Below are 6,287 nucleotides of genomic sequence, written 5' to 3'. Positions count from 1 at the left end.
CCAAATCAGCGGTTTGTACTTCTTCTTCGGCCCAATTGCTCATCGCTGTTCTCCATCATCTATATGCCTCATGCCTCCTGGTAGTTTAGTCGTTGGGAGACTTGTGTATAACGATGAGCGCTCCGGCGTGGGAACAGGGGCTCGACGCTCCAGCGTCCTGGTGCGTACCGCTGGAGCGGTGCGGGCTACATTCCCACGCTGGAGCGTGGGAATGATAAACAACTGTTCTACGCCAACCGATCAATCAAGTTCAGCCCGTGACAGCAGATCTCGAAGTACCTCTTCGTTGTTAAAGGCCAATGACATTGCTTTTCCGAGACGTTCCAGCGCGGAACGTGATCCTTGTGCGGAAAACATTCCCGCCTCCGGATCGAAATCGAGCTCATCTTGTAAATCGGGCAGTTGTTCGAATAGTATGACTTGAGCAATTGAGTTCCAGTCGTAACCGTTGCCATTCCAGCCTTCGTCAGCCCGCTCTTCGAATACATGCAATTTCTCAACCATATCCTGGTCGGAAAGTATTAGAGACCGGTATTCTCCCGAGTCCAGAAGAATGAACGGCGCATAGGTAGTCTTGTCTGTATTGTCTTTATCCATAAGGACCTCGGGATGTAAATTTAGTGAAATGTAGCGGGTGCGTAGATCGGAAATGCCATTCGCCTTTGCCCTGAGGATACTGAGTTTAACGAAGGGCCAGCCACCTCAGGCTTCGACGAGCTCAGCCCTAACGGGGCACCAGAGATAAATAGGGCCGGGTTAATAAGGCTGTGGCCGGGTAAGCATAGGTGGTTTTCCCGGTTTCATTTATGTCAGCCTGAAAATAACGATAGAATCGCTCCAAGCAAATCAGTTAAATTCGTTATGCCACAGATTTCACGCGCCAATTGCATCCCCAAACAATTCGACAGCCTGCCAAACGGTTTGCTGGATATTTCGGTTAATAACCTACACACCCTAATCGCCGAACCAACACTATTCCACCTCCCCGGCAAACGCCCGGAAACGTTATTCGTCTCGGTGCTGCTGCACGGCAACGAATTCACCGGCTTTCTGGCAGTACAAAAGCTGCTGCAAAAATATCACGGCCAAAGCTTGCCGCGCGGCTTGACGCTGTTTTTCGGTAATACCCAGGCGGCGCGTTTTAACCTAAGACGGCTGGATGGCCAGCCGGATTTCAACCGCATCTGGCCCGGCACAGCGCTACCCGAGTCGCCGGAGACGGTTTGGGCGGCGCAGATCTGCCAGATTATGCGTGAACGCAAGGTGTTTGCCAGTGTGGATGTGCATAACAATACCGGCCTGAATCCGCATTACGCCTGCATCAACAAATTGGATAAGGATTTTCTGCATCTGGGTGCGCTGTTCGGCCGTTTGCTGGTGTATTTCACCCATCCCAAGGGTACCCAATCCAGCGCCTTTGCCGAGTTTTGCCCGGCGGTGACCTTGGAATGCGGCCGTCCCGGCCAGCCGCACGGTACCGAACATGCTTTTCAATTTCTGGACAGTTGCCTGCACTTGCATGAATTTCCGGCCCAACCAGTCGCGAAGCAGGATGTGGATATTTATCACACGGTGGCGCAAGTGACTGTTGCCGAAAATGTCCGTTATAGCTTTAGCGATGCCACTGCCGATCTGCTTCTTGATCCGGAATTGGAAAGTCTGAATTTCACGGAGATTCCGGCCGGTACGGTGTTGGGCACAACCGACTGCGCCAGGATGCCCTTGATTGCCAAAGACAACGACGGTAAGCCGGTTACGGAGCAATTCCTGACTGTTACGGATGGCCAAGTGCAAATCACTCGGCAAACAATGCCGTCCATGCTAACGCTGGACGCACGAGTCATCCGCCAGGACTGTTTGTGTTATTTGATGGAGCGTTTGGCTGTGGAGACTGGCATTTGAGTTTGTGCTGCTGCTGGATCGGCAGAGCCAAAATCCTGGACGCCGCCTTTGCGGGAATGTTAGATTCATTCGGCCGCAACGGCCTTCCAAAGGAGAAGAATAATGTTGAAGTCACTCGACGTGTTACTGGGTTTATCGGTGGTGATGTTGATCGTCAGCATGGCGGTGACCTTAATCAGTCAGGGCATTTTGAATTTACTGGCCAGCCGCGGCCGCAATCTGCGCACCGGTTTGGCCGACTTGCTGGAATTGTTGGATGCCCGCTTTTCCCGAACCGAGGCCGAGGCCATCGCCGCCTTAACCCTGACGCAACGGACTATCGGCGGCCGCTGTCGCTGCCGACTGCCGGCGTGGTTGCAATTTTTTCAGTTCGGCGAAGTGATCCATCGCGAAGAATTTATCAAGATTTTGCTGGATTTAGCGGCTGGCTACGATGTGTCGATCAAAACGGAATTTGAACAGATCAAAGCCAGGCTAGCCAATAAAACCATCAATGTTGGCCAGGCCACGGAAGCGTTGGAAAGCAAACTCCTGGAATATCCGCTGTTTTTTAAGCGCCTGGATATTGAAGCTTTGCTTGCCAAGATCAAAAAAGAAAAGGCCGAAACCAAAAAACAACAGTTTCAGCAGTTGGAGAAAATCGTCGCCGGACAAATCGATCTGCTGGACAAGTTGAAATCGGTATTGCACGACAATGGTATCGAAGATCCGGCCGCTACCTTAAAAAATGCGCGGATGCTGGCGCTGGAATTTGAAAAATCCAACCCGGAACTGGCGCACGACGTGCGCGAGGCCAATGCCTTGCTACAAGAAGCATCCAGCGATTTTCTGGCGAACATTTGTTTGAATTTCGACCATTTGCTTGACCGGGTCAGTGTCAGATTTATCGCTACTACCCGCGTAGTCAGCGTGATCAGCGCCACCCTGGTAGCGATTGCGTTGCAGTTGGACACCGTGTATTTGATCAATCGGCTGTCCATGGACGAGCAAATGCGCGCGACTTTTGTGGCATTGGCCCCTTCGCTAACGGAAGATCAGCAAATAAAAGAGGCGGTTCAACCGGCTACCGCCAAAGCTACCGGAGAGCAGGATACCGAGACCTCGGCTGACGAGACTGTTAAAGCCAAAGAAGGCCTCGAGATGGAAAAGCAAAAGTATTATCTGAATTTTCTAGCTCAACAGGGCTTGATCAGTTTGCCTGTTGATCGGGAGAGTTGGTGCAAGCATTGGAAACTGGTAAGCATTCCCGGTTTGATTCTGTCGATTTTTCTACTGAGTCTGGGCGGGCCGTTTTGGTATAACGCTTTGAGTAAGCTGGTGCAATTGCGCTCCGGCCTTGCCCGCAAAGATGATGAGCAGAAAGCTATTCGCCAAACCACGCAGACTGCGGGCGGCGAACCTCAAACCCCCGGCACTTTGCCGGCATCCAATCCGTTACACGGCGAACGTGGCGATCTGAAGGCGCAGGGCTGAGGAGGCCGTATGGATAAGCAATGGATAGGCTGCGCGCCGGGTAATTTTCGGGTCGGTCGCCCGGCTGGCTTCAAACCGGAAATTATAGTTTTGCATACGACTGATAGCACTTTGGCGAATGCCGCTATGTGCTACAACAAGCCGGGCACGTTGCAGTCTGTGCATTATGCCATCGGCAACAACGGTGAGATTCATCAATACGTCCAGGAAGCCGACACGGCATTTCATGCCGGTTTGGTGGTCAATCCGGCTGCCGAATTTATCAAGCAGCGGCCCAACACCAATCCCAATTTTTTCTCGATTGGTGTTGCCTTAGAAGTGTCGGTGCTTGGCCCGCCTACGGCCACGCAATTAGCGGCATGCTCGAAATTAATCAGGGAAATTGCCGACCGCTGGCGGATTAGCGTCGATGCGGATCATGTGTTGTCGCATAGCGCGATTCGCGCCTCGGTAAACTGTCCCGCTGCCAATGTCGATATTGCCCAGCTGATTGCCACTGCGGTGCCGGATCCGGCAACCAATTTAGTGGCCGGCAAGCCAATCGGCTTGCTGAGTAAAGTAAATCTCCGCAGTAGCGCGTCTGTCAGCGCACCGGTGCTGCGCGTCTTGGATGCCGGCAGTAAAGTCGAGGTTGTCAGCTTTACGGCGGGTGATGTGGTGTCCGGCAACGGCTATTGGTATCAGGATAAAGACAATTGTTTTTTCTGGGCGGGGGCCACAGATCGGCCCAATCCGCGGATATTGCTAACGCCGAACGAAGACGAGGCGAGCACCGATACTATGCTGCTCATTGACCAAGCTGCCGCTACGGCTGCAGGTTTGCAGATCAATCGCTCCCGATTCCGTTTGCCGGCTGGGCAGTTTTTTCCCGAGCGGCCGAAAAAAGATCTGATTGTTTTGCACTTCACGGCGGGTTCGTCTGCCAAGTCGGCGTTCGATACCTGGATCGGCGATGCCCAACATATCGCCGCAGCTTATCTGGTGGATGTCGACGGCACGGTCTATGAAGTGTTCGATCCGACGCAGTGGGCTTATCATCTGGGGGTGAAGGGATTTAACGGCCGGCTGGATCAGCGCTCGATAGCGATAGAAATTGCCAATGTCGGGCCATTGCGGCCGGCGCCGGATAATCCGGAAGTCTTGAATTGGTGGCCGCCGCGTCGGGGCCAAACCCAGTTATTCGGTACTCAATACTGCGACAAAACCCAAACCGATAAATATAGGCAAACCAGCTATCGGGGCGAGCAGTATTTCGCTACTTTTCCCGCGCAGCAGGTAGGAGCGATTCGCTTGCTGCTGAACGATTTATGCGGGCGATTCTCCATACCGAAAACCTTGCCTCCCAAAGCCAAGCAATTCGAACGCGATCTGGATTTTTTCCAAAGTTATTCCGGTATCGCCAGTCATGTGAATTTTCGTAGCGATAAATGGGATATAGGCCCGGCCTTCGATTGGGCGGCGTTGGCTATTGCCAATGCGCACGGCGCCTGATTCGCGCTTGTATACGCCAATCCCGCTGGTGATCAGGTATTTTTGGCGCCTTATCACAAGCTTATTATCACAACCGATGCGGCCGTCACAGTTCTGCCCGGCCGCCGGCATGAATGTTCGCTGCGGCTGTTAAGATGGTTTAAGTAAGCGGTCGGGCAATTTTGGCCCGGACCGCTATGCTTATTTGGCACACGCTATCGCCTCACCCGCAAATCCAGCAACCCAGGAAATATCATGCCCGAAAAACCGTTCTGTATTTTTGTAGTGGATGACGATGCTCTGTTGCGTTTGGTCATAACCGACCAATTGCAGGGGCATGGCTATCAACTCCACGAGTTTGCCAATGGCGAGGAATGTTTGGCCGCCATGGATTTGGCCCCCAATCTGATTTTGTTGGATATTGAAATGCCGGGCCTCAGCGGTATCGAGGTATGTCGGCAGATTCGCGCTGACGGCAATGACGATGTGCAGGTCATGTTTGTGTCTGCCCACGACGATCTGGAGATTTTACTGACCGCGTTCGATGCCGGCGGTAACGATTTTATTCCGAAAAATGCCAAAAAAGACGTGCTTCTGCGCAAGGTCGATTTGGCCATCGAAGCCGAGCAGCAAAAACGGCAACTGCAATCGCAACTGTCTTATGCGCAAAAAACCGCATTTACCGCTATGTCCAGTTTGGGCGAAACCGGCACGGTGTTGCAGTTCTTACGCTCATCGTTTCAATGCAATACGTTTCAGCAATTGGGTAGTTTGTTAATCGAGACCTTGCAGCAATACGATCTAAACGGTTTGGTGAAATTGACCGATACCGTGAACGAATACGACTTTAGTCCGGAAACAATCTGTACGCCGCTCGAAGCCTCCATCCTTACCTACGTGGCTAAGTTGGGCCGGATTTATCAGGCTGGTGATCGCTTGGTGTTTAATTTTCCGCACGTAACGCTATTGGTGACCGGCCTGGATACCGACGATCCGGATGCGATTGGCCGATTGCGCGATCATCTGGCGATACTTGCCGAAGGTGCCGGTGCCCGTATCGAAGCCATGATCAGCGAACAACAACGCCTACAGGAAGCGAATGCCCGCCTGGAAGGCGTGAGAGAGTTGACCGATTTATTGATCGAAATCGAGGCCAATCAACAAAGTAATCACTCGCAGATGGTGAATTTAGCCGAACAGCACAAAATGAACATGGAAAGCGCCTTTATTCATTTGGGGTTGACCGATAGCCAGGAGTTTTTGCTACATGGTTACGTGGACGAACTCACTTCGCAAATGGACAACCTGTTCGAGAACGATAACAGGCTGGCCTTACGTTTGAACAAAATTGTCGAAAAACAAAAAGCCTTGCTGTTATCGGCCCAAGATCGCCGCTAACTCCCGTCCGAATCGCTACCGATCTAATATTCGCATCGAGGATT

The 6,287-nt window shown here is 52.2% G+C and carries 5 protein-coding genes; 4 read left to right on the top strand and 1 reads right to left on the bottom strand.

All coding sequences use genetic code 11. From position 1 onward, the window contains the following. Positions 1-240 precede the first annotated feature (240 nt). Complete coding sequence (locus tag QLH52_RS14250; protein ID WP_033155298.1) at positions 241-597, bottom strand: Imm51 family immunity protein; 357 nt, start codon at positions 595-597, stop codon at positions 241-243. A 264-nt stretch (positions 598-861) separates the two neighbouring features. Here QLH52_RS14250 and QLH52_RS14245 point away from each other — a divergent pair, with 264 nt between their 5' ends. The 4 genes from QLH52_RS14245 to QLH52_RS14230 all read left to right on the top strand — a co-directional run bounded on the left by QLH52_RS14245 (position 862) and on the right by QLH52_RS14230 (position 6,243). After that, a complete protein-coding gene (locus QLH52_RS14245) occupies positions 862-1,902 on the top strand; it encodes a M14 family metallopeptidase (RefSeq protein WP_205450687.1) in 1,041 nt (346 codons plus the stop codon). A gap of 102 nt (positions 1,903-2,004) precedes the next feature. Continuing rightward, on the top strand, positions 2,005-3,375 hold the full coding sequence (locus tag QLH52_RS14240; protein WP_319962000.1) for a hypothetical protein: 1,371 nt from the start codon (positions 2,005-2,007) through the stop codon (positions 3,373-3,375). A 9-nt stretch (positions 3,376-3,384) separates the two neighbouring features. Further along, positions 3,385-4,866 (top strand): N-acetylmuramoyl-L-alanine amidase, encoded by a 1,482-nt coding sequence (locus tag QLH52_RS14235; protein WP_319961999.1) that lies wholly within the window; start codon positions 3,385-3,387, stop codon positions 4,864-4,866. A 234-nt stretch (positions 4,867-5,100) separates the two neighbouring features. Beyond that, complete coding sequence (locus tag QLH52_RS14230; RefSeq protein WP_319961998.1) at positions 5,101-6,243, top strand: response regulator; 1,143 nt, start codon at positions 5,101-5,103, stop codon at positions 6,241-6,243. Positions 6,244-6,287: the final 44 nt, after the last annotated feature.

This window comes from Methylomonas defluvii (assembly GCF_033949435.1).
Lineage (GTDB): Bacteria > Pseudomonadota > Gammaproteobacteria > Methylococcales > Methylomonadaceae > Methylomonas > Methylomonas defluvii.
Note: the sequence above shows the minus strand (reverse complement) of the source record. Positions and strands in the feature narration are given on the sequence as shown.